Consider the following 25,292-nt stretch of genomic DNA (forward strand, 5'->3'; position numbering starts at 1 on the left):
CACATCCCTACCCTTTTAAATGGCCTTCAAGCACTTGGTATTGGGCTTGTTGTAATTCAGCTAGCGATGACTTAAGCACTTCCACTTGGCCATCATTAGGTGTGCGCTGTAATGACCAGTGGCTTGCGATAAGTAATTTGCTATTGCTCGCAGGTTCATCACCTGCTTGCCCTTCCATTGGATACACATAGAGCAAGGTTTGATTATCCTTATCCCATAACACGGCCTCGGGCTTAGCCAGCATCAGCGGTAATTGCTGTAACTGGTTAGCCGTCACCGAGGCTTGCGCTGTACTGAGTTGCCGCTCAGTTATAGCGAGCAATGCGCTAGGCTCGCGGCCTAAACGTGCTGTAACTGCGGCTTGGATTGATGGCGTTATAAAGCCTAACGCCTGCTGACTTGAGCCTAGGCGTTTCTGCGGCTCTGGTTTGGCAAGGACTTCATCCGTCCATTGGGCAAACTGGGCGTGGCGCAGTGGGCTATTGTTGAGTGCTTGAATAAACTGCGCGCGGGTATCGAGGGATTGAATAGTGCCAAGCTTTTTAGCGACGGCCACGTCGGTACCAAAGGCGGCTTCGCCTGGACTATAGGCCCAGCCTAAATCGGGGCTCATGCTGCTGCCATCGGGCAGATCGATACGCGCATGGGGCACGGTTAACACTTCACCCGTTCCGCGCGCGACTGTCTCAGTGTCAAAGCGCTGGATATAACCTTCACCATTTTCCACAGTGATCCCCATCGCCTTCACTTGCGCCTCGGTGAGCGCCCGAACGCGGCAACGACAGCCCCATCCATTGGGAGGATAGATGATGTCCCATATTGGATCGTCAAAGCGGAACACTTTACCCCTAAGCCGCGCATGGGCTGGCCGTGTTTGGCCGTCATCTATCGCCACATACTGCCAATAGGGATGGATTTTGCTGCGCGATAACATGCGCCGATAGCGCCCAGCCATGTAAGCGGTTTGCAGGTTTTGACGATAGATAGTGTTTAAGCGGTAGGGACTCCCCAGCTGTACCTCGCGGCCATCGACTTCCTTTTTTCCCCACCACCCGAGCTTTTCGAGTTGAGGTTTAAGGTTTGCCTGAAACTGCTTAGCGGTTAACCCTTGGCTTAGGGCTGCATCCACTTCATTACGGATCGCCGTGAGCACATCCATCTGTGCCGCCTTGGCCACAGTAAAGGCTCGGGCATGGGCGCGCGTCCAGACATCTTGCCAATCGTCACTGATGGCAAAACCCTTGGCACGAAAATAAGCCACTGCATCGGCAGGGGCTTGGTTAATGGCAATGCTTAAATCAACGGCTTCAGGCATTGGCCATTCCCCATAGTTCGGCCACAAACATTAACCGCGCGAGTGTTTCGGTAAGCTGGTCGGTATCCATGGCGGGATAGTCCTTTTCCAGTTGCGCCCGCAGCAGCTCCGGCTCGCTCTGCAGTTGTGCCAGTAATGGCTCTACCATCGCCATATAGGCTTCGCTCATTTGCCCTTGGGTGAGTGCATCGAGCGCCTTATCTAAAGCGGTTTGGCTCGGTTCATTTAACGAGGCATCCGGTTGCTTAGCGGCCCCCTCTTTCGCTGAAAGCGCGGCCAAGGCAGTCTGCTGATTGTCATTACCGCCTGCTGCGCTGGCATTGGGGTCGTCCTGTTGGATCACCAGCACGGCTTCACCATTGGCAGGCTTAGGGATACGGGTCTTTTCATGCAGCCAGTTTTGTGGGATCTGCATGCCCATACTGACGAACGCCCGAAGCGGATAAGCCAAGGCACGTAAGTCTTCGGCTTCTGTGGTATCAAACACTAAACGTGGATGGCGACGATGGCTTTGATAGCTCTTGCAGTTGAGCGCATACAAAGGGGCCACTAAGTCGCGGGTTAAGGTTTCGGCAATTCGCGCCAGGTCAGCATCACGCAGCTCTTGGCGCACTTCGTTATGCACGTTACCGAGCGCATTAGTTGAGCTTTTACCATCGGCTTGGCTGGTCAAGGTGCCGCCTAAAATCACCTTGCTCATGGTCTTTCAGCCCAGCTAATCATCAAATCAAAGGGATCTGCTTGACCTGTGGCGGCACTCTCGAAATCCATCACCATGCCCTTGGGCATAATGCCACCTGCGTTATGACCAATACTCATCACAGCATTTAACAGGGCGCGCTTTTCCTCATCGCTGGCCCCCGCTGGATACTGACCAATACGCAGCGGCAAACCGTAGATCTCCAGGAACTCGGCTAAGTCGCGCACACTGTAGTTTTTAAAAATAAAGGGCCAGATTAACTGACGCACTAAACCACTGCGGCTAACATAGCCCGACTTGGCAGGGTGAATATGTTTGATCCAACCAAAGGGCCACAGGTCAGAGCCATTGACCGTGGCATCACGCAGGCGCAGTTCGTTGCGGCGCTCAGGGTGAGTCATAAACCAAGACGGATCGCGATACTCTGGCACTTCAATAAACCATTCGCCTAGCTCTCGCGTCCAGGCTAACTCGTGCATGCTAAAACCCTTGAGAATGGCATCGCTCATTGACTTAATGAGCGCCTTTATCCAGTTACCTTCTTCGAGCATTTCTTGCAGATATTCAGTGTCGGCCTTTTCCTGTGGCGTCGGGTTACGGGGTGGCACTAAGTAATAGTCCACGCCGATCAGTGCCCGTTTGCGCTTGTCTAACTCGGCATAAAGGTGGCCGTCTTTCTCTTCGATATCTTCAGCCAGTTCACATTGGGCAATGAGATCGCCTTGCTCGGCGGCCTGCAAAATATTAGCCGCACTGGCGGGCGTCAAGCCGCTACTTGGGTGCTGGCTAAAGGTACGTTGCAAGCCAATTAAACGCACATCGTCGGTCTGCAGTGCTTTGGCTTCACGCTGTTTAAACGGCCGACCACTGGCGTCCAAAATACGTGATTCAGTTGTTTTTTCTTGCATTACCAGCAACCTCGCTGCGTTTGATGATCATCATCCTCATGGGCACTTGCATGGGCATTCGGATTGCGGTGATCACTCCTAGGAATGGGGGTGAACTCTATGGGGGCACCGTCTAAGGTGGAGGCGTATACCATCAAGAACAGGCTAATCGCGGCATCACCATGGCGTTCTTTTTCTTGGCCTGTACGCACATCGCCAAGGCATGGCGTACCTCGACGGTTAATACTTAAGGCCCGCAGGTCAGTACTGGTGTCATCGTCCCTTGGAATAGTGATAAGCCCATCTTCAAAATGGCTTTTAAAGCGTGGCATTTGTTCGCGGTAAAAGGACTCAGATAGCATCACGCAGGCGATCACTTCACTGCCGTATTTATCCTGGGCGTATTCTGCTAAGGCTTGGCCATTACCGCGCGCATCCATCGCGCCGCCCCTCAGCCGTGGCAAGCGGTCCACAATGTAAAACAGGATCTGCTCTTGCTGGCGAAAGGGAATGTTTTTTAGCTCGACCTGTAACTTGGTTTTAATGTGGAGATCTTGGGCTATTTCACCCACATCAATCACAGTTAAGTCACCACTACGGGCAAAGTCTTCACCAAAGCAATGGGGGCGTGCAGGGTCTAAGCTATCGAGAACCGGCTTTAGTTCATCCTCACACCACTTAAGGATCTCCGCCGCCCGTAAACTCTCTGGCCATTGTCCAAAAGCATCGTCTTTTTTAAGGCGAATAACGGGGCCGCTATTCGTCACGCTGGCCATGCGGGCTTCGATTAACGCGCGGTTAAGATAAGCACCACCGCCCGATTTAGGCACGCAAAAGTATTCTTCTAACGCGTCCTCTTCAGTGGCAGTGGCTTTGAGTAATTTCGCTTTCCAGCCATCCTCGGCCGCTTGGCTCCATTCGATGCCGCGCACTTGGCAAATACGCTTATACAGCCCCTCATTACAGGCATCATCCAAGGTGACGCGGTGAATGGAGTAATCTTTTTTACCCGCACGGGAATCATTAATCAGCTCATTGAACTGGTTATCAATGCCGTTATGGGTGGAGATCAAGCGTACCTTCGCGCCCCACATGGTCAGCGCCAATGCCGCTTTTAGTACTTCGGCCAAGCGTTCGTGGAACGCCGCTTCGTCTATGGTCACATTTCCTTGCATACCGCGCAGGTTTGAGGGATTACTCGATAGCGCCTGCACCTTAAAACCTGAGGCAAAGTAAATGGCAAAGGTCAGGATCTCTTTACCGTCTTGGCCTTCATCAACAAACACTTCTTCTTGGATTTCGCCTGCGGCCTTATCAAATACTTTGGCCCACATGGCCGCAGCGTCGATAAATTCCCGCGCCATCTCCTTGTTACTGCCCACATAAAAATGGTTAGTACCGCCTTGGCCACGGGCAGCACCTGCGGTAAGAGAAGCATCGGCGGCCTCAGCCCAAGTGAGTCCAGTTCGACGCGACTTTTCGGCAATTTTCAGCGGTGACTCGTCGGCTATCCAGCGTTTCTGATAACCGAGCAGCACCTCTTTAGGATCAAAGCGACTTAGGCAACTTGCCTCATACGTGGGATCAAAGCTGCTTGCCGTTGGCGTGATGGCTAGCGCTACCGCAGTCGCGGCTGCTAATACCTTTTTCTTAATGGTCATCAGGCAATCCCCAAGATTTCACGTTTAAGCAAGGCCACGGCATCACTGGTTAAGCCTGCGGTTTTCGCGACCTTCTCGGCGGCATTAGCCGCTTCGGCCGCGAACGCGGTGCGGATCTCTTTCTCGCGCTTATGGCTGGCCATGGCAGCAGACTCCAAACGCTGCACTGCTAACATGGCGTCTTTAATCATGCCAACGTCGGCACCTTCGCCCGTTTCATCTTGGTTTAATAGGGCTTTAAACAGCTGCGAACGCGCCATTTCGAGGATAAGCTTGGTGACTTCGCCAGTCGGTTTATCGCCTAGCTCTGCAGTCCACACTTGGGTGATCTCACGCATTTCACGCAGGGATTTACCCACGGCCTCCATCTTGGTGGCATAGCGGTTAATGCCCGCGCGGGAAAGCTGGTTTTCCTCAGGTAAGCCTGCGGCTTTAATCAGCGCATTGATTTCATCGAGCAAATCAATCTGCTGAATCGAGCCATTACGCAGCCCCGCATCGAGCTTTTTGCGGATAGGATCGGGCAGCAAATCGACTTTAGAGCGTCGGCCTCGGGTTTCACTTGCCATGGCTATTCTCCCGCCCGTGGACGTTTAACCCCTGGCACAATCGCGCGGCCTGTCGCCACATCTTGGCCACGACCTGTTAGCGTGGCCGTAGTCACTTTGCCAACCAGTTCGGTTTTAATCAGCCCTTGCTCGTTAAGCCAAGCGAGCTGCACCAGTAAAGCATCGCGGCTAATGTCGAGGCCGTAGGCATTTAAGCCATCTTGTAAGATGGACTCATTGAGTGCGAAGGCTCCCGCCTCGGTCAGTAATCGAAGCACCACAAGGCGTTGGTGCTCATTGATAATTTGCTGCATCGCCATTATTGGTGGCCTCCTTTCAGTTCGTTTTCGAGAAGCATGTCGGTCTTGGTTTCTAAGCGCCTAATGCCTTGTTCCATTGCGCCAAAGCGCTCACCTAAACCTGTGAGGGTTTTATCGAGCGCATGCAGTTCGTCACGGGTCGGCATGTACTCCAATTGCATTTCAGTTTCGCTAAGGCGCTTGTCGATTTCAGCCACCTTTTGGATCACTTTTTCATGCTCAATCCGTGGGGTAAATCGCGTGCTAAACCACGCCATCAGTAGTGCACAGAAAACGCTAATCACGCTGCCAATGAAGCCCCAATACTTACCGAAATCTTCAAATAGCGATTCGATCATAAACGCTTCCCATAGCGCTGCTTTTGGCGCTTATCTTCATCCTGTTGGCAACTGATACAGCGCAACTCGTTAAGCCGCTGCGGCTCATTAGGCTCTAAGCAATCAATACAGATGGCATTGCCTTGGCGGTGTTGTTTGTGCCTGGCGGCATCCCTTACTGCATCAACACAGGCAGCTCGCTCGCGGGTTTCCATATTGCTAGCCCAATCGGTTTCGTCCATGGGGTTCCTTATTTTGTTTGGTCTGTTTGATGGCGTTGCCGCCAATCGTGCAGGGCTTGCCAGTCGAGGTTGCATTGCCCAAGGTCAGTGAGTAGCGAGAGCATTAGCCCCGCAAACTCTTGATTACTGAGCGGAGGGTTGCGAAGGCACACCACCTGTTGGGTTTGCAGGCACTGCAATTCCTGTGGCGGTACCTGAGTGACGTTGCACTCGCGCATCAGTGCTTCGGGCGGCAACACATACGCTGTCTTGTAAGTGGGCACGTAACGCACAGCGGGCGGCGTTGTCGTACACGCGCACAACATCGTTAGGCACGCTAGCCACACGCCATGCTTGTGTTTGTTCATCCTGGGCGTCCTCAAGTAGCTGGGTCAGTTGGTGGTTAAGGTCTTGATTACGGTTAGCTAACGCGGCCTTTTGCTGTTCGACGGTTTGCACCTGCAGAGCGAGGGTTTCGCCTTCGTCTTTTAGGGCAATGCGTTCAACGTTGGCGTCTTGTAGCCATACCGCTAGGGTGTCTGCACTCTGTTTTAGGGCAGCATTGTCAGTTAACGCTTGGGTGAGCTGGCTCTTAGTGCTCTGCTGTTGGTGGTACATCAGCCCAATGGTGACTAATGCCAGTGACAAAAATAGCCACTGCACAGTGCTAATGATTTGTGAGGGATTCATTTCGCGCCCCCCTTTGATTGCGAGAGGCCCAGTTCGCTTAAGCAAATGGCTTGCTCTTCGGCGCGGCGTTTAATCAGCCCATTCAGACGCACCTTGACACCTAGGCGGGTGCCATAGGTCCAACCATTGCAGACGCGCTCACCCGTTTGAGGATTGGTGGAACAGGCCTGCGTTAGCTCCTTGCAGGCACCCACACGATCCCCTACAAGCAGCTTTTTACGCAGGGTTGAGCTGGCAAAATTGCCATAGCCCGCCCAATGCATAAACGACAGATAGGCCGCATGCTCGCTATCAGTAAGTGCTACAGGGGCCGTAAGTTGCAGCAACTGCTTATCAGCGCGAGCGATATCCTTGGCAAAAATCTCCATGCATTGCTGCTCGGTAAAGGTTTGCCCAAGCCTCAAGTCTTTGCTCGTATGGCCACGACAGGCGGTCAGCACGCCAACCGCATCGATATAGACGCTCAGGCTATTGCCTTCCCATTTATCGGTAAGCTGTGCGCCAGTGATGGCCGCCGAACTTAAGCCAGCGGTCAGTAAAATCGCCTTGAGTTTACTGTTCATTAGGCACCGCCATAGCTTGCGCTTTAGCTCGTTTACGCGCTTTTAAAATGTCCAGATGGGTGACGGCTTGCCAGCCTTGAGCAAAGTAGCTTTGGCGGGTGAGGCTGTGACTGTACAAGGGTACGGCGGCGGGTACATCGCCTGCTAACTCCGCCTTGATGCGGGCATTAAAACCGTCCTTAGCGCACTGGCGATAGACTCGGCTTTGAATGCGTTTGGGCTGCGCATTCGCAATCGGCATGCTGTTAACGCCGCTGCGAACCTTGTTGTGTGAAATGAAAGCCATAAAAAAACCGAGACAGTGAACATGGGTTCATTGTCTCGGTTTAGGGATTTTCAGCGGATTGGAAAGGTTTCGGGATTAGTTAATAAAAACCCCAATGGAATTCTCATAAACTATTTTGCCATTCGCATCTTCTAGAACACATCTCATAGTATGCAAGCCTCGATAGGCAGTCTTTTCAGGAACCAAAAATGAGTAAGGTTCATTGTTCCCAACTAAGCTAGACATTGATTTATAAATAGTTTTTGATAATGACACAGTTTCTGCTCCCACTTTCTCACTTCGTGAAACATATGGGCCGTTATTTTGTTTATAAAGAGATAGTTTAATTGGAAAAATGAATGGTGCCGCTTTTGATACTGAAACAGAAAACTCCAAATCTAAGCCTTTATTCAAACAGCGTGAAGCTGAAATATATTCTTTTTTATCATTATTTTCGTTTACATAGCACTTAAAGTCTACGTGCTCAGCACCCTCAACAATTGTATTTTCGTTTGACTTTTCTTTAATAGGCCAAGCACTTAAGGTTAATATTTTCTCATAATCAAGAATTTTCATTCTATAATTTAGGAAATTATCATCTTTTCCGGTAATGTTTGGTATAACGTACCTAACTTCTTCGCCTTCTGAGAATTTTGACAGTGAATATATATCAGGCCAAACAATAAAATCTAACAAGCCCTGACCTAACATAACTGAATTATCATCAGCTAAACCTTGAAGTTTTGATGCCATATCAACGGGTAACCCAGTTGGTGAAATTTCTCCAACCGAATCGAATCCATAGGCTCCCCATAAAACTTCATTATCTTTACCGAAGTCACATCCAACTCTAAATCCAAAGTCTGAAGTATCAAATCCCTTTCCCTTCAAGTTTGGCTTAATACCTTTTTCCATGAACATTTTTAATGTAACACAACTATTAACAGCATCGATTATTGCATCTTCTTTAGCTTTAGAACTAGAACCAAAGAATGCCATTACAGCGTCACCCATTAACCTATGAACGTATCCATCAAAAGCTCTGATAGTTTCAATAGCAACCTTAAGAATAGCGTTTTTTATCTGAAAAACCTCTTCCAATTCATACACTAAAGATAATCTAGTTGAACCTTTTATATCAAAAAAAATCGTACATATATATTGATTTATAGTCGAATCATCATACTGAAGAGAAGAGAAGTCTGGATGAAAACCAATTTCGGCACAGTTCACACCTTCCTTACCAAATAAATTACGAATGTATTTCTGAGCAATAAATTCCTCTTGTATATCAAGAGGTAAAGATTCTAGTCCCGCAGTTTTTATTATTCCTTTTTCTACAATCTTACTATCTTCACTAATTGATTCGAATAGTTGATTTCTATTATAAGCAACATTACGTCCTGCATTTTTACTAGCGTACTTATATTTTGAACGAGTTAATTCATTCTCAAATAGTTGTTTAAATTGATTATCTCTCATACGCCACCAATCCATAACATAGTAAAAACATAAGTAAAGAAGCTTGGTAGCATAACAAATTTCAACCAGTTAACTGCTTGTTTTTGTTTTGAAAACTTTTCTAAAAGAATATTAGATAAGTCATGTGCCTGACCTGCCAAATCTTCTAAAACATCGTCAACAGAAGCGGCATTAACTTCTCTGATGTATTCTTGCTTATCAGCATATTTTTTACTTACATCACCATAAAAGATTAAAGACCGTTTATTCGAACTACTGCTTAAGTTAGGGAAAATCGACAATAGCAAGTAGTAAGTGGATAAAACACCTGACAAAACAACAATAAAAGTCAAGATAAACAAAAGCTTGGTTAAGCACCCTGAAGCCGTCATTTCGACTGTATATTTTGTTACGTTCCAAATTACCACAACAATAAATGAAAAAAGTAATCCTGCTTTAACATTAATTGTTCCAATGTAATGGTCATATCTTTTAATCACATCAAACATAAAAGTTACTTTTTTTAACTCTTCTGTTTTATCATTTGGCAATTCATTACTCTGCTTCTTCATAATTCCTCTTTACGCTCTCACTACTAAGATTAAACAAAAATTAAAACAGTCACTTAAATATCAACCTTTGATGTTCACTCAATTTCGTTCCACTGTAGTTCAAAAAACAAGGGTGATACTCTCCACCTGCGTATGCTCCGTAACTATTCTTTGCGTTAATCTTTAGCTGTAACACTCTGCGAGCACCACTATCGTCTTGAAGCCAATCGAAAAAATGCCCTTCAACCTTAATCGAGTCAGGATCTTTAAAGCCAGCATAACGCTTAAGCACTTCAACGCATTGTGATACTAACTCATCTTCATTTACGGTATTTTCGCCAGAGTGCAACTTGGCGGGTGGAGTAATAGTGATAGGTTGTGCATCTTCCGCACAGGGAGTTTGGCTATAGGTATCAATACCGTCATTGGCGCATTTGTAGATTTCAGCATGTACATGAGTGCTTAGCAGCACCACGATGCTTGTGAGTAATATCCATTTAAGCATGCTTCAACATCCTAACTGTTTAACATATATTGCAACTTTGTTGAGTTTATCGTCAAAATGAACGAATAAAAAGGGCTACGTCATAGTAGCCCTGTGATATAGATTTGATTTCAAAATAATCTTCTCTGCTTCCTTGCCACAAATGCTGCTCTTTGCTCTGCCACTATCTGGCTGATCCGGCGCTCGGTGAGTCCATAGTCGCGGCTTAACTGCTCAAGATTATTGCCCTTAAACTCGCGCCAAATGCGGATATCCCGCAGCGCATCCTTGAGGCGCTCACCATTGGGGATGTAGATATCCCGCCCGCCTAGGTAGGCGCTTAGACTAGTGGCTAAGGCTTCGCTCACATTATCCGCGTTATCAATATCGTATTGCTTTAGGGTTTGGCGCATCACATCGCACAAGCTTTGTAGAGTTGAGGGCCAGCGGCGAATGAAGTCCTCACGTTCATCGGGCTTAAGCGTGGCTAAGGTTTCGAGGGCTTGTTCCAGCTCGGCGGCGCTGGTGGACAATAAATCTAACTGGTTTTCGGGAATACTTACCGCGTTTAAGATGTGCTTACTCATGGCCATGCCCCTCGTATTGCGCGACGATCACTTCATAGTTTGCTGGGCGTGTACCTGCTTCATTCATCTTTAGCCGCTCACCACGGACAATAATGCGCTCGATAAGTACGCGCTTATGCCAGTTTTTAAGGCTTTCAAGTACCTTGTAGGCTTGCGGTTCTGTCATCCAAGCGGTGGCGTCCACGCCTTGGGTTTGGTTATTAGTAATGCGGCTGCGTAGCGTCATGCGACGCACATAGGCATCAAGCGCCGATTCACTGTTATCCTGGATAACTAAGTGGTGGCCCATGGTGATCCAAATGGCACGTATTTTATCTATGCTTGCCAATTTGCTTTTACCCGCAGCAGGACTCAAACGGCGCTTTTTATGGGTGTTTAACGTGGGTTTAAAGCCCTTTTGTTTAAACACTTCTAACACCTTTTCAAGCTCGGGCAAGTTCATTGCCCGCAGGGAATCTTTACCTGTGGCATTTTTCAGCATGGCGCGGTAGATGGCTTCATCGAGCTGCAATGATCCCTTAGCCACATTGATTAAAGTGATAAGGCGCTTCTTGTTGTGAGCGACTGGGTGCGCATTAGCATGCACAGGGACTTTTTGATTAGTTTCTAACATTCGTCATCCTCATCGGTTGTCGCACTGGATACTATCTTGATGGCTTTAGGCTGACTCTTAAGCTGCTGCCAATTCGGTGTTGCTGCATTTAAAAAGTTAACAGCCCAAAGCTCACGATCGGCGAGCAGTTCTGCCTTAGTTTTCCTCTTACGAACGGGCCTAACTGGGCAGTTCGCGATGGCATATTTGAGTAAGCGTTTAGCATAGGGTGTCATTCATCTTTGCTCTTTTTGTTAGCTGCTCATCAGTACCCAGCCACTACGCTGGATAGACACTAGCGACCTAGGCCGCCAGTGTTTCGCTGGGTCTTGGGCTCTAGCCCGCTGTTGCTAGTAGCCCTAAGTTGTTGAGTGACTTTTCCATAAAGAAACCGATCACAGCGCGGCGTTCGCCTGCAAACTCTTGGCTTAAATCCCTAAGTGCATTGAGCAAAGCAGCGCACATCATCAAGCAGTAATGCGGCCTTTCCGCCGCAAGGCCACTGAGTTCGCTGCGCAGATTGTCAAAGCTAGCTTCAAGTAAGGTCGCTTGGCGTAATTGAAACGCCACCCGATCGAGTGCGGCTTGGTTGTCATCAAATAGGTGTTGAATGCCCGATTGTATACTGAGTGTCATGATGTGCTCCTTGCCCACCCTAAAGGGTGCTGATATCCAGTGGTAGTTGGGTGTATTTGCCATTAGGCTGACGCTCATATAGGCGCAGGTACTGGCTAGTGCCTGTGATTTGAATCGCGTCGGCTATGGCGTCCATGGCCTGTTTCCAGTTGGCATCGTCGATATCCAGCTGGCGCAGGCTGAGCACTTGGTTAACGTCGATACGACCTTGTTGGTTTACCCGAAAGGCATGCTCAACCATGGCCATCAAGCGAGTATCCGCGCCACCACTCCAGCTTTTAATGCAGTCATCAATCAAGGTTTTAGCGGTTTGAATGCGCTCATCAAATACGCGGTGTTCACCCACTGCACGGCGCACTTGGTACTTGCCATCAAAGCTAGTAAGCAAAATATTGCCCTTACTGCCACCGACCTTAACGCCATATTCACTGGCCGATAGTTCGGCAAAATCATCAATTTTTGCCATCGTCCTCAGCTTAAAGTTGAACATCTGTGCACGCAGTTCTTTGGCTGAACCGACAATAGCCAGCACGACTTCATCGCGCAGTTTGTCCACGGGCTTAATACGATCTTCATGCACCAAATCGCCTACCGCGTTTTTGCGGTAGCCCTGCGGAATAGCAGCTTGGTTGTGGGTTTGTTCTTGTGTGTTCATCTTATTTGTCCTCATTCCAGCGCACTGTCACGCCATGAAATTGCACCGCCATACAACGGCGACGAATGCCTTTTATGTTCTCGATAATCTCAACTGCCATGCGTTTAAAATCACGGCTTGGAACGTCAATTTGGATAACACCGCGATGCTGGCTAACGACCTTCATCCCACGAAGCCTTAAGGCGGCAATCACATTGATAGCTTTTGTTTGCATGTTATTTACCTTTCCATTTGTTATCCCAAAGGGCGCTATTTAGGCGGTTAGCCACCTTTTGCAACTCCCTTTCGAGTAGTTCGATATGCTGTAGTTGATCGCCCTGGGCGAGTCGGCGACAGAACGCGAGCTGTTCCTCTACGTTGTAACGACTGTCTGTCGCGGATTGCACATCGATCCTCTGTGTTACTGCCGACTGCTTTAACTGCGAATGTGGGCAGCCACCGCGACAGGCGCGATAGAGTCGGACGCGTTGTGGGTTGGTAGAGCTAAAAGGCCGTTCTTGATTGTCTTTGCAGGTATCAACGCTGATTTGTCCTGCAACGGGGCACTGTACGTGGTGACGTAAGTAGCGCCCTTCGACACGATTTTTAATGGTGTCGATATTGCCTTTGTATTTGTTCAGCAGGACCTGATTAAGCATGGTCGGACTGACACCTAGCTCTCTGGCAATCTGCGCTTGGCTGCTCTCACTGACTTTTAACTCAAGCACTTGGAACCAATTTTCCTTGTTCATAGCGCCTCTCTATAGGGATAAAACTTCGATTTGGTTGGTGCATAAATACCGTCATCGATTAGCTCTGGTGCTAAAGCGCCACAGTCAACGTTGAGGTGATAAATGACCATTTCCTCTTCGATAGCTCTGATGCGGATCAAGCCTGCCCGTTGCAGAGCATTGAGGTAACGCTTTACCGTTGAGCGCGCCACCCTAGCTGTGACCATGATTTCTTCAATCGAGAAATTGCGCATGATGCGGCAGCTGTTCCAGATCCGCTGATTCGCTTTAATCTTGGCGAACTGAGACTGGCGCTTTAACGGGCTGTCATCGTTTAACCAGTAGCGGTTTGTCAGCCCTGTACGCCCTTTCCATTCGAGTGTTAAGCGCCCTTCTCGATACAAATCACGCAAAAAGCGATTCGCGAGGCACTTGGGCATTCCCGATGCATCGCCAACTTGTTCAGCACTAAAACTGACTTTTCGATTGCGACAGCAGCACATAAACAACCATGCGCTGTGCCTTAACGGGGTTGAACGTTTGACTTGTGCCATAACGCTTAACCCACAAGACTTGGACGTCGAACACCATGGAATGGCTGTGCCCCCCAGTGTTCTGCTGTGACGTAATCAAGTTCGTTCATTTTGGCGAGACGTTCGATTTGATTAAGGCCAATGACAATGCGACGAGCCTCACCACTGCTGGCTTTACGCAGTTCATCAAGGAGTTCAGGTTCGACTTTGATGTCGTTGTCTAAGAGGGAATCGGCCATCACCATGACGTCATCTAAGTCGGCTGGTCGAAACTCAACCCACTCTGAAATACGGTTAAAGAACTGTTTGCGTGTGCTGATACGGCGGGCGATTTGGTCCATACCAATGAGGATCACAGGGACTTCGGTGTTGTCGTAGAGATCGCGCACTGTTTCAAGCATACGAACGTCCGACATTAGGTAGTCGGCTTCATCAATAAACAGTGGGCGTTCGTACATGCTCATTTGCTCAATAGTGAAATCGACCATCTTATTGATGCGCCACATGCCGCTCGATCCGAGTTCGCCGACAATGCGGTTCATTAGCGTACTGGCACTGTCTGTGGCCATAGCCCGAACATAGATACCGTTCACTTGGTTAAACAGATAAGTGGTTGCAGTTGTTTTACCAAAGCCACTTGGGCCATGGTACAAACCGAGACCTGGTACACCTATGCCTCGGGTACAAAGGTTGTCGAAGGCGTCTTGGGCTGTCAGGACATTTTTTACAGGTGCGATCACTGCTTTCATTTTGTATACTCCATTTGCTTTAGTTTTATGGCCTTCATGGCCGTTGTGGGTCATAAGTGCTCAGTTGGTCGCTCTGCGCTTATGGCCCATGATTTCATCAATGCGTTTTGCCCCTAACTTGTTGTGCTTTTTGTAATCCTTTAGGAATGCATCCTCCTTTGGCGTTAATTCACGGTTGAGAGATTCAGCGGCAAGCAAACGTGCCTTTTCGTGCTCATTACGCACTAAGGTTGCATGCTGTTGATTAATGGTGTTTTTACGTTCTTCAATCGCTTTACGCTTCTGGCGTAAATGCTCAATTTGTTGGTCGCTATAAGCAGGCTTATTGGTTTTAACGAGCTGCTCTGCAGCCTCAGTTAATGCCATTAAACTGGGGTTTTGGTGGGCTATTGGCTGGGTTGGAAACTCGACTAGTGACTTAGCCTGCTTGGCATAGTGCTCGATGACTGTTTGATGGATCTCGCCTATGTTGAACGTTTTAGCGAGTTGCTTCATTTCGGCCCTGAAACTACGCAGCGCCTTAGCTTCTTCTTTTTTGGTTTGACGATAAGCCGCAGGGCTGATCTCTTGACCTAAAAGACGACTATCAACTGCTTCGATTCGGGTTTCCCAATTATTGATCGGGTAAATAAACGCACGAGCGACATCTGTTGGATCGAGAAATACACGGACTCGTTGCCCTTTCCACTCATGCTCCAACATTTCAGGAGCCGTATAACGCAATCCTCCCGCTTTAATAAAGCCCTTAAGGATGGTGTACTCGCCAACGTGGTTAAGCAGGAGATCTAAGGCTTCTGGATGTTCGACCGCCCGCACTTGATATTGAGCTGCGCGATAGACTTCATTGGGTGTTTTACCCTTTAAGCCATCGTGTGCGCGGAGGTGATAATAGGCATCTACCCAATTATCAAGAAGTTGTTGTAATTCCGGTTGCGTCATACGGAGATCGTAATCAGCCTTTTCGTTCTCTTTCTTGTTGCGCTCTTTAAGGCGTACCGCAAATTCTTTTCGAGCCTCGATAGCCTCGCGATCATTGACGTTATGGCCAATGTAGCCTGGCAGTAACTCAATAAGATCATGGCTGAGCGTCTTAAAGAAACGTTCGATAAAGGGCTTTTCCCAACCTGAGTATGGGTTAGCACGGCTTTGTTCTAAGTCGAGTAAGTGATAGATGCTCGTGGTTCGCTGGCTGACATAATCGCTGCCGTTATCGGTACGCATTAAGCCGCCTTGGTTTGGGACTCCCCAAGCCAGCAAGGTTTTACGCATTAAAAGGCAAATACCTTCGCTTGATGAAGTGGGCGAAACAAGCAGTTTGACGCGACGAGTGAAGCAATCGATCACCGCAATAATGGTGTGTCGCCCTTCTTTCAACATGGCATCGACTGGGGTTGAGTCAAATTCCCATACATCGTTTGGCGCTGCCATCCATGGATAGGTTTGCTCAACCGCAGTCCGGTATTTATCGTTGAATTTTTTAGGGTTTGTAGTGAAAGTAAAGGCCGCTTGATTCTGACTTATCCATTTATTCACCCATCGGCGAATGCTGGAGATGCTTGGGATCTGCCAAGGCATGTCGGTTTTTATCGCATAGATCTCGGCTAGCTTTTTAAGCTGCTTTGCCTTGCCCGCCAGATGCGGTTTAGCGGTGATCAGCCCCTTTAGGAAGTCGGCTAAGTCGGGCTCGTCATTCAATAAACATGGACGCTCGACTTTGTATTTACCAGCGAGTGCACTAACGCCCTCTTTTGTTAATACGTTTTCCCAACGGCGGATCGTGACAACTGAAACGCTGCTAATAACAGAGAATACCCACTCAGGTAGTGCAATCGAACGTTTGGCATACGCTTCGCAGAATGCTTTTTCACCATCAACGAGCTTACGCACCTCAAGGTAAGGCATGCAGAATTTTGCCTTGGCATTGACGATAAGCATCTTTGCATCAGCCCGCTTTTGCGCTTTATCAGGTAGATTTATAAACTGCTGAATACTCTTGGCTTTTTCTGTTTGACTCACTGCAGGAATTTGCAGTGTGGCAACAGCAGATCCCGCACGCATTAGGGACGATGGAGATTTTGCTATCTGCTCCGCTTCCTGCTTTGCCAGCTTCTGACGAGCCTCAAGGGGCAGACTATTTAGGTGATATTCAAATCCCCCACCTAGCCCTTGTCGCCTTTGCTTTTGCCAGTTCTCATGTTTTGCCCTATCACGGACGCGTCTATCCCCGACATCCAATAGCTCTGCAATTTCTACAGTGCTAAACCATTCCTTAGTCATGGTGCTCTCCCACTAAATCAACACCAAGGTATTCAGATAAAGCAGCCATGATCTGAATGGCTTTTAAGCGTTTAGGTTTACGGCCTGTATTAGGTGCAAACCATTGAACGCACTTCTGAACCGTCCTTGGGTTGTATCCATGCGTAATCGCCCACGCACGGCAGCTTTGTCCATTTGCGAGCAAGGCTGCATGTATATGACGAGCGCTTTCTATCTTCATAAGAATTACCGTGCTAATATTTTGATTACGTTCGCATTGCGAACGAACGCAGTTTAACTACAATACGTTACGCACTGCGTAACGTATTGCGAATATAGATCCGAGTTAGACACAAATCAACAGGTTTTTGCTTTTTTGCGCAGAAAATTACGCACAGAAGTTATTTTGATGCGTAAAAGATTGATGTGGTTTCGGTTGAATATTCAGTAAACCATTACTTATTCGGTAGTTTTTAAGTAATGACTATTGCTCTCTTGAGCATTAAATAGATTTTGGTTCGAGGAAAACAATGAAGTCGGAAGCCTTACATTCAGATCCAACTTTAGATCCGACTGCCACAACTGAAGTCGGCACTCTTGCTGACCGCATTTCGGAAGCTATTGGAAAAAACAGTATTAGAGAATTCGCCATTAAAATTGGCGTATCTGAAGGCACCCTACGTAATCTAATCAAAGGTGGAGAACCTAAGTTAGATACGGCAATACGTATAGCAGAAGAGGCTGGCGTGAGCATACGTTGGCTTGCAACTGGGAATGGTCCTAAATATCCGAATCGCCAACTCGATGATATTTCCCAGGAAGGTATTGTTTACGTCCATCAAGACCAATTCAATGAAGAGTATTTCTTGATTGAAGGCTATGACGTGGTGGTAAGCACTGGGCATGGTGCGTTTAATGATGAGACTGGTGTACGCAGACGACTTTCGTTTAGAAAGAACTGGCTTAAATACCGTGGTTTAAAGCCTGAGAATCTTAAAGTCGTCTATGCCAAAGGCAATTCGATGGAGCCCGCTATACACAGCGGAGATAGCTTACTGGTTGATATCAGCAAGACTACGCTAGAAGACGGCTGTATCTTCGTATTACGCCTGGGCGACGATCTTTATGCTAAGCGCTTACAGAAACTATTTGATGGCGGCATAGAGATACTCAGTGACAACAAGGAGTATAAATCTCAGATTGTCTCTGCGGGGGAACTGCCAATGCTGCAAATTATTGGCAAAGTCGTTTGGATGGGTAAAAACCTCGATTAAATCTTTAACAGTTCCGAGTTTATCAATCTTGATGAACTGTGATTATTTTTCAAAGCTGGCGCATTGTTTATGCTCCGGCTTTGTTTTTATCAATCCTAGTGAATCACTTCCGACTTAACTCATCACTCCAACAACTCTTGTACACCAATGCCTCCCGCCTAGTTTCAACTAATCTCGGCTGTTCTCACTTATTGTCAATCCATTTGACTGGTTACAGCTGTGGTAGCGCATCTGGTGCCACAACAGATAGTGAAGTGCATCACTTCATTTGAAAAACAGCTCACGCTAATTCGATAAAGCCTCAATTAACACCTCCATCAACAACAGCAAACTTGTTAAAACAGAAAAACGGACTTTAACGGCGAAAAGATAACCCACGTTTTCTATCGGTATAAAGAACTGAGTAAATTCACATTACCCCATCTGAGATCCTTTTTTGAGCGGTTTGAGTCTTAAGGACTCGACCAAGTACCGAAAACGGTGTCGATTATTTAGCAAATGATTTCAATTTCATAGAATCACCGCTTAAAAACGATGGACTCAATTATGGCTATATTGCGAATTGTTAAGTGGTTTTTTACGAAAAATGTCGAATTCTGCACCACGATGCACATTAGATGAGCACTTAACAGCATAATTACACTTTTTTTAGTAACTCGAGTTGACTCATCCAACAGAGCGTTTTACTATGCGCTCCGTTCTCAACGAGTCGCTACGATTGTGTGAAACGATTCCCCTGTAGTTCAGTCGGTAGAACGGCGGACTGTTAATCCGTATGTCACTGGTTCAAGTCCAGTCAGGGGAGCCACTTTAAGCACATGATAAAAATGAGTTAGAACAAGCAGTAAGATAAGTTGTAAACAATTCCCCTGTAGTTCAGTCGGTAGAACGGCGGACTGTTAATCCGTATGTCACTGGTTCAAGTCCAGTCAGGGGAGCCAATTACATTATCAAGCTGAAGCATTAAAATGATTCCCCTGTAGTTCAGTCGGTAGAACGGCGGACTGTTAATCCGTATGTCACTGGTTCAAGTCCAGTCAGGGGAGCCACTTTAAGCACATGATAAAAATGAGTTAGAACAAGCAGTAAGATAAGTTGTAAACAATTCCCCTGTAGTTCAGTCGGTAGAACGGCGGACTGTTAATCCGTATGTCACTGGTTCAAGTCCAGTCAGGGGAGCCATTTAAAAAGTGTTATTTCTGTAAAGTCGATAGCAATATCGCACCCTCTACTCCCCTGTAGTTCAGTCGGTAGAACGGCGGACTGTTAATCCGTATGTCACTGGTTCAAGTCCAGTCAGGGGAGCCAATTTATTCTTCGTTTTGTTCCCGTGTCTTTGCCTCTTCTGGCTTCTAGTTACCCTATTCTTTTCCGTTTTGTTTTTAAGCAAATGCAGTTACACTGTTATCAGCTTATTAATAAAAATTTATGAGTGTCATCACACAGATAGCTGCAGTTAAGTATTCTTGACTTAAACTTATCCTGTTTGAGCTCACCCAAAAAAATAGAGCGGATTTTTATGGCCATGTCAAAATCATATCCAATTTTTTTACTGCTTATTTTCTTAGGTCTTTTTGCTTGGGTATATCAAAGCGAAAATAGCCAATTACAAATCCAACAACAGCAAGAACTGGATAGCTTTAAAACCAGTTTAACCCGCTACCAACAATGGCAAGGTGATGGCGCCGAACTCTTCAAAAAGCTTTCTGAAAATTACCCATTCCAATTTTTCCAATATATTGATGATACCGATGGCCAACGGAGTCATACAGAAGGTCGTTTAGACACCCAACATCCTCATCCTTTAGCCCGTTTATTTTCTATCGAGCTCAGTCATACACAAAAATTGGCAACCGGTCGTTTACAAGTCAAACTCAGTGCAAACCAAGCGATTGAAACTTCGATTAGTCATACTCAAAAGCTCGGTGTCATGTTACTGGTGGCTTACCTTATCTTGCTGTTAGTGTTTATTCTGTTAATGTCAAAACATAGGGCGGCGATACGTTATGCTGCTGATTATATTTCAAAAATACCTGAGTTAGGGTTTTCTGCTGTCGCATCATCAAAACTCACAGGTGAGCTCAACCCCATTGGAATATCCCTTGAAGAGTGTCGTCTTCAACTTAAAGCCCAAATCGATAAACTCAATCAAGAGAATGAAAAGCTGCATAAAGCGGCCTATCAAGACACAGTGACGGGTTTTGGTAGTCGCCAGCGCTTTACCCAAAAATTAGAAACCATAAGTAATCCCGATATTCCTCAATTGGGGCTGATGGCAATGGTTAAGGCCACAGAGCTTGCGCAAATCAATCAAAAACAAGGGCGAACTGCGGGGGATGATTATCTTTCAAGGGTGGCAAATTGTATCCGCAAAGCCTGTAGTAAGTATTCAGATGCAGAATGTTTCAGGGTATCGAGCGCTGATTTTGCCATCTTTATTCCTGATGTCATGCTGAAGGATGCGCCAAAATTTTTAGATCAATTAAAAATTTATCTTGATGAATATTTGCAAATGACAAAAGCGGAATCTGTTGCCCATATCGGTTTAGTTCCCTATCACCAAGGCACCGATGCGGTTAATTTACTGACGATTGCGGATACCGCAGTCAGCATAGCGCAGACCCTTGGGCCTAATAGCTATCATATCCAAGAAAAACTCAATGGTGACGAGCAGTTTGGCGATGATCGCTGGAAAATGGCGATCAATGATTTAGTCACTCGCCAAGCATTAAAATTCTACCAACAGCCAATTCAGCCCTGCCGAACTGATGTAGAGGTTTACCGCGAGTTGTTGGCGCGCTTTTACAATAGCGAAGGTAAGTTTTTACCGACCACCACAGTGATCGCTATGGCAGAACGTCACGGTATGAGTTCTGAATTAGATAAACTGGTGGTGATCAGTGCATTAAGAATGCTTAAGGAAAACCCGACCATTTCGGGTAATTTCGGCATCAATATCAGCGCATTTTCTGCGCATCAGGATATGTTTGTCGCTTGGCTAAAGGACATTTTAGGCAAGCAAAAGTACATCGCCTCGCGCTTAGTATTTGAGATCAATGAGTCAGGTATGCAGTCTAACTTAGGGGCAAGCTATAAGTTCGTTCGCGAAATACATAGCGTTGGATCTCGAGTGTCGATAGAGCGTTTTGGCATGAGCTTTACGTCCTTCAAATTCTTCAGCGAAGTGCGCCCAGACTACATAAAGCTTGATGGCAGCTACACATCGAACATCGATGAAGACAGCAATAATAAGTTCTTCGTCCGTATGATGGTGGATGTTGCAAGACGGATAGGCATTCGGGTTATTGCGACCAGCGTCGAACGCCAAGAAGAAAAACTCACCCTCGAAAAACTCTTAGTTGATGGATTACAAGGCTATTACATAGCACAGCCCCAAGCCATGGCGATTACAGATCAAATTTAATACTTTAACGGGTTAATTCGTCGCCAAAATTTACAGTAAAGATAGTTAACCCTGCATTCTATATGTTGTTTATGCAAACGGAAAAGTCGATAATACGGCCAAGATCCGTTTAGAAAAGTATTGAGATGACTGAATATCTCCTCTTGTTGATCAGTACAGTACTGGTCAACAATTTCGTTTTAGTGAAATTCTTAGGCTTGTGTCCTTTCATGGGGGTCTCCAGTAAACTGGAGTCCGCTATTGGCATGTCTATGGCGACCACTTTTGTGCTGACGTTAGCCTCGATTCTCAGTTACCTCGTCAACCAGTATCTACTATTGCCCTTTGATCTGAGCTACCTGCGAACCATGAGCTTCATTTTAGTGATTGCGGTTGTGGTGCAATTTACTGAAATGGTGGTGCAAAAAACCAGTGCTGCACTGCATCGCGCTTTAGGCATTTACCTGCCGCTGATCACCACTAACTGTGCGGTGTTGGGTGTTGCCCTATTGAACGTTAACGAGAAGCACGATTTTATCCAATCGGCTATTTATGGCTTTGGTGCTGCATTAGGCTTCTCATTAGTGTTAATTCTCTTCTCGGCGATGCGCGAACGTTTAGCTGCCGCAGATGTCCCCTTACCTTTCAAAGGCGGCGCCATAGCGATGATCACCGCAGGTCTTATGTCCCTCGCCTTTATGGGATTCACAGGATTGGTTAAGTAAGATGTCCGGAATTTTAATTGCAGTCATATTGTTGACCCTATTGGCATTAGTCTTTGGACTATTACTCGGTTTTGCCGCCGTTAAATTTAAGGTTGAAGGCAATCCGATTGTTGATGAACTCGAAGCGATTCTGCCACAAACCCAATGTGGTCAATGTGGTTACCCTGGCTGTCGCCCTTATGCTGAAGCGATTGCCAACGGCGATAAAGTCAACAAATGCCCTCCCGGCGGCACTGCCACCATGGAAAAACTGGCGACCCTGATGGGCGTCGAGCCAGAGCCGCTGAATGCCGAAGCACAATCTCAAGTGAAAAAGGTCGCCTACATACGTGAAGACGAATGTATTGGCTGCACTAAGTGTATTCAAGCCTGCCCCGTGGATGCGATTATCGGTGCAGGTAAGCTTATGCATACTGTGCTGACAACCGATTGCACGGGTTGCGATCTCTGTGTTGAGCCTTGTCCCGTCGATTGTATTGATATGATCCCAGTCACCCAGAATCTTAAAAGTTGGAACTGGCGCTTAAATGCCATCCCAGTGACTCTCATCCAAGACACTCTCATCAAAGAGATTCAGAACCAAGACCCACAGTTAGAAGAGGAAAAGCGGTGTTAACTTTATTAGATCAATTAGATAAAGGAACCCTTTGGCGCTCACCCGGTGGTATACATCCACCCGAAGTCAAATTCCTCTCGAACGCGACGCCGATTAGCCAACTGCCCTTAGCCGCTACGTACTTAGTGCCCATTCCTCAAGTCGGTGAAAACTGCACACTTGCGGTAAACATCGGCGATAGCGTATTAAAAGGCACACCGTTAACTCAAGGTACCTCCATTTGGCATTTACCTGTGCATGCGCCGACATCAGGCACTATCGTTGCCATTGAGCCAAGGGCCAGCAACCACGCCTCAGCATTGCCGGTTAACACTTGCGTTATCCAGGCCGATGGTAAAGACACTTGGTGTGAGCTGGTGCAAAATGAGCTTGATGACTTAAGCCATCATCAGATGATCGATAAGATCCGTGCCGCTGGCATTGCAGGCATGGGCGGCGCGGCGTTTCCAACTCATATTAAGCTTAATCCGGTCAGTGAAATTGATTTAGTCATCATCAACGGCGTCGAATGCGAACCTTATATCAGCGCCGATGACAGATTAATGCGCGAATACAGCCAAGATATCCTCGCCGGTATTGGCATTATTCATCGGCTATTAATGCCAAAACGCATTGTTATCGCCATTGAAGATAATAAGCCAGAAGCGGCAAAAGCCATGCAAGCTGCAGTCGTCCAATGTGGGCTCCCAGCGGACAGCATTCGGGTAACGGTCATTCCGACAAAATATCCTTCTGGTGGTGAAAAGCAGTTAATTCAAATCATTACTGGTCGCGAAGTGCCCTCGGGCGCGATTCCCGCCAAACTTGGTATCGTCGTGCATAACGTCGGCACTGCCTTTGCGATTCATCAAGCGGTTACCCAAGGTAAACCGCTGATTGAGCGTGTTGTGACTGTGACAGGCAAAAATGTCGGTAAACCGGGGAACTACTGGTTACCGATAGGCACACCAGTTGAGCATGTGCTTGCTGCGACTGAGTTCACGCCAGAGCCTGAACAAAAGGTGATTATTGGCGGGCCTATGATGGGCCATGCATTGGCGAATATCCAAGTGCCTATTTTAAAAGGTACTAACTGTATTCTGGTGCCAAGCAGCCAAGAAATAGGAACTACGCCAGAAGAAAAAGCCTGTATCCGCTGCGGCGAATGCGCCAATGCCTGCCCTGCACTCCTATTGCCACAGCAACTCTTTTGGCACGCCAAGGCCGAAGAATATGACAAAGCTGCCAGCTACAATCTAAAGGATTGTATTGAATGCGGTTGTTGTAGTTACGTCTGCCCGAGTGATATTCCCTTAGTCGAGTATTACCGCATTGCCAAGTCTGCACTTAAACAAGCCGCCGATGAAAAGCAGCAAGCGGAGCGCGCTAAACAGCGTTTCGATGCCCGTTTAGCGCGTCTTGAAGAAGAAAAGCTTGCCCGTGAAGCTAAAGCCAAAGAAGCCGCAGAGCGCAGACAAGCGACTATGACTGGCACGGATAAAAATGCCGTCGCCGAAGCCATGGCACGGATCGCCGCGAAAAAAGCCGCAGCGGCACAATCAGCAACTGAAGAGTTGTCGACTGAAGAATCATCGAATCATCAATCAAACGTAACAAGCACTGATACGACAGACGCGCCCAAGGGTAAAGCTGCCGTTGCCGCAGCCATCGCCCGCGCTAAGGCGAAGAAAGCCGCCCAAGTGAATGCCAATGGTGCTGATACAAATGGTGCAGACACAAACAATGTGGTGAATGTTGATGCCAGTGATGAATCCTTCTTAGCAACAGATGCAATCGCGCAAGAAGCGCCGTTATCTCAGAAGGACAAAGTCGCCGCGGCCATTGCTCGCGCCAAAGCTAAAAAGGCCGCTCAGCAAGCCGATACCGCGCCGCTTGAAACGGCTGACAGCACACCAGAAGCCAGCGCTGCCGATGATAAAAAGGCCAAAGTGGCTGCCGCAGTCGCGCGGGCAAAAGCCAAGAAAGCGGCGCAGCAAGCAGAAACCGCCGCTAGTGATATTGAAGTTAGCAATACTGAAATTATCGTTAGTGACGTTAATGATTCAGAAGCGATTAAGAAAGCCAAAGTAGCCGCCGCGGTTGCCCGTGCTAAAGCGAAAAAAGCCGCGCAGCAAGCTGAGACAAATGCTGACAATGATTTAACTCAGACCGCGACTCCAGCAGTTAATTCCGCAGCTAGCGTTCAAACAGATGTGAATGATGATAAAGAAACTGCCGCTACTGACGTTAACGACGCTGAAGCGATTAAAAAGGCCAAAGTGGCCGCCGCTGTTGCTCGTGCTAAAGCGAAGAAAATAGCTGCGGCATCAGCAGCTGAGTCTGAAATAGAGTCCGTTGACGACATTCAAACTAAAGCTAACGTGGCATCGCCGTCGATAGCAGCAGCCAAACCTGAAGCCGTTTTACCATCCGCAGAACCCATTGAAACGGCAGCCTTATCAGGCGATGAGCTTAAAAAAGCACGGATTGCTGCGACCATCGCCAAGGCGAAAGCCAAAAAAGCGGCACTCGCTCAACAAACCGAAGCTTCGAGCGATTCAAATGTTGCTAATGATTAAGAACAGAATGATAAA

The 25,292-nt window shown here is 47.4% G+C and carries 30 protein-coding genes, 5 tRNA genes and 1 other RNA gene; 10 read left to right on the plus strand and 26 right to left on the minus strand.

The features are described from left to right. Positions 1–7: 7 nt before the first annotated feature. The 26 genes from KO537_RS00450 to KO537_RS00570 all read right to left on the minus strand — a co-directional run bounded on the left by KO537_RS00450 (position 8) and on the right by KO537_RS00570 (position 16,942). Positions 8–1,315 (minus strand): phage minor head protein, encoded by a 1,308-nt coding sequence (locus KO537_RS00450; RefSeq protein WP_219233587.1) that lies wholly within the window; start codon positions 1,313–1,315, stop codon positions 8–10. Continuing rightward, on the minus strand, positions 1,308–2,015 hold the full coding sequence (locus KO537_RS23065; protein ID WP_251070984.1) for a DUF935 family protein: 708 nt from the start codon (positions 2,013–2,015) through the stop codon (positions 1,308–1,310). The genes KO537_RS00450 and KO537_RS23065 overlap by 8 nt, the downstream gene beginning before the upstream one ends. Then, positions 2,012–2,923, minus strand: a complete 912-nt coding sequence (locus KO537_RS23070; RefSeq protein WP_251070985.1) for a DUF935 family protein — start codon at positions 2,921–2,923, stop codon at positions 2,012–2,014. The genes KO537_RS23065 and KO537_RS23070 overlap by 4 nt, the downstream gene beginning before the upstream one ends. Next, a complete protein-coding gene (locus KO537_RS00460) occupies positions 2,923–4,563 on the minus strand; it encodes a hypothetical protein (protein ID WP_219233588.1) in 1,641 nt (546 codons plus the stop codon). The genes KO537_RS23070 and KO537_RS00460 overlap by 1 nt, the downstream gene beginning before the upstream one ends. Next, positions 4,563–5,132, minus strand: coding sequence for a DUF3486 family protein (locus KO537_RS00465; RefSeq protein WP_012089151.1), 570 nt, complete (start codon positions 5,130–5,132; stop codon positions 4,563–4,565). Before KO537_RS00465 ends, KO537_RS00460 begins: the two co-directional genes overlap by 1 nt. A gap of 2 nt (positions 5,133–5,134) precedes the next feature. Continuing rightward, positions 5,135–5,431 (minus strand): ArsR family transcriptional regulator, encoded by a 297-nt coding sequence (locus KO537_RS00470; RefSeq protein WP_219233589.1) that lies wholly within the window; start codon positions 5,429–5,431, stop codon positions 5,135–5,137. Beyond that, positions 5,431–5,769, minus strand: a complete 339-nt coding sequence (locus KO537_RS00475) for a DUF2730 domain-containing protein (RefSeq protein ID WP_219233590.1) — start codon at positions 5,767–5,769, stop codon at positions 5,431–5,433. The genes KO537_RS00470 and KO537_RS00475 overlap by 1 nt, the downstream gene beginning before the upstream one ends. Further along, positions 5,766–5,990: a hypothetical protein gene (locus KO537_RS00480; RefSeq protein WP_219233591.1), complete on the minus strand. Its 225-nt coding sequence runs from the start codon at positions 5,988–5,990 to the stop codon at positions 5,766–5,768. The genes KO537_RS00475 and KO537_RS00480 overlap by 4 nt, the downstream gene beginning before the upstream one ends. A gap of 123 nt (positions 5,991–6,113) precedes the next feature. Next, positions 6,114–6,659 (minus strand): hypothetical protein, encoded by a 546-nt coding sequence (locus KO537_RS00485; protein WP_219233592.1) that lies wholly within the window; start codon positions 6,657–6,659, stop codon positions 6,114–6,116. After that, positions 6,656–7,222, minus strand: coding sequence for a lysozyme (locus KO537_RS00490; RefSeq protein WP_219233593.1), 567 nt, complete (start codon positions 7,220–7,222; stop codon positions 6,656–6,658). The genes KO537_RS00485 and KO537_RS00490 overlap by 4 nt, the downstream gene beginning before the upstream one ends. Then, positions 7,212–7,508, minus strand: a complete 297-nt coding sequence (locus KO537_RS00495) for a hypothetical protein (protein WP_219233594.1) — start codon at positions 7,506–7,508, stop codon at positions 7,212–7,214. The genes KO537_RS00490 and KO537_RS00495 overlap by 11 nt, the downstream gene beginning before the upstream one ends. A 75-nt stretch (positions 7,509–7,583) precedes the next feature. After that, positions 7,584–8,969: an adenylate/guanylate cyclase domain-containing protein gene (locus KO537_RS00500; RefSeq protein WP_219233595.1), complete on the minus strand. Its 1,386-nt coding sequence runs from the start codon at positions 8,967–8,969 to the stop codon at positions 7,584–7,586. After that, on the minus strand, positions 8,966–9,520 hold the full coding sequence (locus tag KO537_RS00505) for a Pycsar system effector family protein (protein ID WP_219233596.1): 555 nt from the start codon (positions 9,518–9,520) through the stop codon (positions 8,966–8,968). Before KO537_RS00505 ends, KO537_RS00500 begins: the two co-directional genes overlap by 4 nt. 49 nt (positions 9,521–9,569) lie before the next feature. Further along, positions 9,570–10,004, minus strand: coding sequence for a DUF4124 domain-containing protein (locus tag KO537_RS00510; RefSeq protein WP_219233597.1), 435 nt, complete (start codon positions 10,002–10,004; stop codon positions 9,570–9,572). Positions 10,005–10,114: 110 nt separating this feature from the next. Next, entirely contained in the window at positions 10,115–10,570 is a 456-nt protein-coding gene (locus tag KO537_RS00515) for a Mor transcription activator family protein (protein ID WP_219233598.1), read from the minus strand. Further along, positions 10,563–11,183, minus strand: a complete 621-nt coding sequence (locus KO537_RS00520; protein ID WP_219233599.1) for a regulatory protein GemA — start codon at positions 11,181–11,183, stop codon at positions 10,563–10,565. The genes KO537_RS00515 and KO537_RS00520 overlap by 8 nt, the downstream gene beginning before the upstream one ends. Then, complete coding sequence (locus tag KO537_RS00525) at positions 11,177–11,398, minus strand: hypothetical protein (RefSeq protein ID WP_219233600.1); 222 nt, start codon at positions 11,396–11,398, stop codon at positions 11,177–11,179. The genes KO537_RS00520 and KO537_RS00525 overlap by 7 nt, the downstream gene beginning before the upstream one ends. A gap of 16 nt (positions 11,399–11,414) precedes the next feature. Beyond that, positions 11,415–11,487, minus strand: an RNA gene (locus KO537_RS00530) — hammerhead ribozyme type II. 11 nt (positions 11,488–11,498) lie between these two features. Further along, a complete protein-coding gene (locus KO537_RS00535) occupies positions 11,499–11,798 on the minus strand; it encodes a hypothetical protein (protein WP_219233601.1) in 300 nt (99 codons plus the stop codon). A 19-nt stretch (positions 11,799–11,817) separates the two neighbouring features. After that, a complete protein-coding gene (locus KO537_RS00540; RefSeq protein WP_219233602.1) occupies positions 11,818–12,453 on the minus strand; it encodes a DUF3164 family protein in 636 nt (211 codons plus the stop codon). Between the two features lies 1 nt (position 12,454). Then, positions 12,455–12,667, minus strand: coding sequence for a hypothetical protein (locus KO537_RS00545; protein WP_063884365.1), 213 nt, complete (start codon positions 12,665–12,667; stop codon positions 12,455–12,457). Between the two features lies 1 nt (position 12,668). Then, a complete protein-coding gene (locus tag KO537_RS00550) occupies positions 12,669–13,184 on the minus strand; it encodes a hypothetical protein (RefSeq protein WP_012197059.1) in 516 nt (171 codons plus the stop codon). After that, positions 13,181–13,717, minus strand: a complete 537-nt coding sequence (locus KO537_RS00555) for a hypothetical protein (RefSeq protein ID WP_063884364.1) — start codon at positions 13,715–13,717, stop codon at positions 13,181–13,183. The genes KO537_RS00550 and KO537_RS00555 overlap by 4 nt, the downstream gene beginning before the upstream one ends. Before the next feature lie 5 nt (positions 13,718–13,722). Further along, entirely contained in the window at positions 13,723–14,445 is a 723-nt protein-coding gene (locus tag KO537_RS00560) for an AAA family ATPase (RefSeq protein WP_012089134.1), read from the minus strand. A 60-nt stretch (positions 14,446–14,505) separates the two neighbouring features. Beyond that, positions 14,506–16,722, minus strand: coding sequence for a DNA-binding protein (locus KO537_RS00565; RefSeq protein ID WP_219233603.1), 2,217 nt, complete (start codon positions 16,720–16,722; stop codon positions 14,506–14,508). Continuing rightward, a complete protein-coding gene (locus KO537_RS00570) occupies positions 16,715–16,942 on the minus strand; it encodes a hypothetical protein (RefSeq protein ID WP_219233604.1) in 228 nt (75 codons plus the stop codon). Before KO537_RS00570 ends, KO537_RS00565 begins: the two co-directional genes overlap by 8 nt. A 289-nt stretch (positions 16,943–17,231) precedes the next feature. Here KO537_RS00570 and KO537_RS00575 point away from each other — a divergent pair, with 289 nt between their 5' ends. The 10 genes from KO537_RS00575 to rsxC all read left to right on the plus strand — a co-directional run bounded on the left by KO537_RS00575 (position 17,232) and on the right by rsxC (position 25,277). After that, a complete protein-coding gene (locus KO537_RS00575) occupies positions 17,232–17,975 on the plus strand; it encodes a S24 family peptidase (RefSeq protein WP_219233605.1) in 744 nt (247 codons plus the stop codon). A 732-nt stretch (positions 17,976–18,707) separates the two neighbouring features. Further along, positions 18,708–18,783 (plus strand) — tRNA-Asn (locus KO537_RS00580). 57 nt (positions 18,784–18,840) lie between these two features. Next, positions 18,841–18,916 (plus strand) — tRNA-Asn (locus tag KO537_RS00585). 32 nt (positions 18,917–18,948) lie between these two features. Then, positions 18,949–19,024: transfer RNA gene (locus tag KO537_RS00590), tRNA-Asn, on the plus strand. A gap of 57 nt (positions 19,025–19,081) precedes the next feature. Further along, positions 19,082–19,157, plus strand: a tRNA-Asn gene (locus tag KO537_RS00595). Positions 19,158–19,207: 50 nt separating this feature from the next. After that, positions 19,208–19,283 (plus strand) — tRNA-Asn (locus KO537_RS00600). A 211-nt stretch (positions 19,284–19,494) separates the two neighbouring features. After that, positions 19,495–21,399 carry a GGDEF domain-containing protein gene (locus KO537_RS00605; RefSeq protein ID WP_219233606.1) on the plus strand — a complete coding sequence of 635 codons (1,905 nt, stop codon included), beginning with the start codon at positions 19,495–19,497 and terminating at the stop codon, positions 21,397–21,399. A gap of 125 nt (positions 21,400–21,524) precedes the next feature. Further along, the gene (gene rsxA / locus KO537_RS00610) at positions 21,525–22,103 is read left to right on the plus strand and encodes an electron transport complex subunit RsxA (protein ID WP_006081543.1); all 579 of its coding nucleotides are present in this window, start codon (positions 21,525–21,527) and stop codon (positions 22,101–22,103) included. A gap of 1 nt (position 22,104) precedes the next feature. Continuing rightward, the gene (gene rsxB / locus KO537_RS00615; RefSeq protein WP_219233607.1) at positions 22,105–22,719 is read left to right on the plus strand and encodes an electron transport complex subunit RsxB; all 615 of its coding nucleotides are present in this window, start codon (positions 22,105–22,107) and stop codon (positions 22,717–22,719) included. After that, positions 22,713–25,277: an electron transport complex subunit RsxC gene (rsxC, locus tag KO537_RS00620; RefSeq protein WP_219233608.1), complete on the plus strand. Its 2,565-nt coding sequence runs from the start codon at positions 22,713–22,715 to the stop codon at positions 25,275–25,277. Before rsxB ends, rsxC begins: the two co-directional genes overlap by 7 nt. Positions 25,278–25,292: the final 15 nt, after the last annotated feature.

Origin of the sequence: Shewanella sp. NKUCC01_JLK (assembly GCF_019345615.1) — a bacterium.
In the GTDB taxonomy this organism is placed as follows: domain Bacteria; phylum Pseudomonadota; class Gammaproteobacteria; order Enterobacterales; family Shewanellaceae; genus Shewanella; species Shewanella oncorhynchi.